Here is a 980-nt window from a genome sequence, read left to right as displayed (position 1 = left end):
CCGGCCTGCCGGAGCCGGTGGCCGAAGAGCCAGCTGGTGTATTGCGCTCCACGATCCGCGTGGACCACGGTTCCAGGCTCGGGTCGGCGGCGCCAGCGGGCCATCTCGAGCGCGTCGACGACGATCTCCGCGGTGATCCGGTCGCTGATCGACCAGCCCACGATGCGGCGGCTGAACGCGTCGATCACGGCGGCGCAGTAGACCCACCCGTCCTTGGCGCGGTGCTGCGTGATGTCACAGAACCAGAGCCGGTTCGGCGCGTTCGCGCGGAACTGCCGCTTCACGAGATCCTCGTGCGTCGCGGTGTCCGGTTTCCAGCCCCGTCGCTTGCGCCGATGCGAGACACCGACCATCCCGCCCAGCCGCATCAACCGTGCGACACGTTTGCGGCCGACGTGAACACCGAGTCCGAGCCGCAGCTCGGCGAGCACCCTGGGCGCGCCATAGGTCTCGCGCGAGTGGGCATGGATGCGTCGAATCGTCGCAGTCAGCGCCGCGTCCGCGACGGCTCGCAGCGACGGCGCTCGTTCTCGCCAGTCGTAGTAACCGGACGTGGAGACCTTCAGGAACCGGCAGGCCACCGCGACGGGGATCCCGTCCGCGGCGAGCTCCTGGACCAGCCGGAACCCTATTTTGGGAGCACGTTCTCCCTGGCGAAGTACGCCGAAGCACGCTTGAGGATCTCGTTCTCCATCTCCAGCACCCGCAACCGGCGGCGCAGCTCGACGAGTTCCTTGTGCTCCTCGGTCGTCAGACCGGGCTTGCGGCCGCTGTCGACCGCGTCCCGGTTCATCCAGTTCCGCAGGCACGACTCGCTGATCCCGAGATCACGAGCGGTCTGGCCGACCGGGTTTCCCTGGGCGACCAGATCCAGGGCTCGACGCCGGAACTCCGGCGGGTGGGCAGCAGGCATCTCACGGACTCCTCTCTGAGACGATCATCGCCTCAACTCAGGTGTCCGGAAAAGCGGGTCAGGCTCC

Annotated in this window: 2 protein-coding genes; both read right to left on the bottom strand. The window is 68.1% G+C overall.

The annotated features are described in order from the left end of the window. Nucleotides 1–581, bottom strand: a 581-nt coding sequence (locus tag PYV02_RS15305) for an IS3 family transposase (protein ID WP_275759943.1), incomplete at its 3' end; no start/stop codon positions are given. A 47-nt stretch (nt 582–628) separates the two neighbouring features. Further along, nucleotides 629–913, bottom strand: a complete 285-nt coding sequence (locus PYV02_RS15300) for a transposase (protein WP_275759942.1) — start codon at nt 911–913, stop codon at nt 629–631. Nucleotides 914–980: the final 67 nt, after the last annotated feature.

This window comes from Antiquaquibacter metalliresistens (assembly GCF_029211225.1).
Classification (GTDB): domain Bacteria; phylum Actinomycetota; class Actinomycetes; order Actinomycetales; family Microbacteriaceae; genus Rhodoglobus; species Rhodoglobus metalliresistens.
Note: the sequence above shows the minus strand (reverse complement) of the source record. Positions and strands in the feature narration are given on the sequence as shown.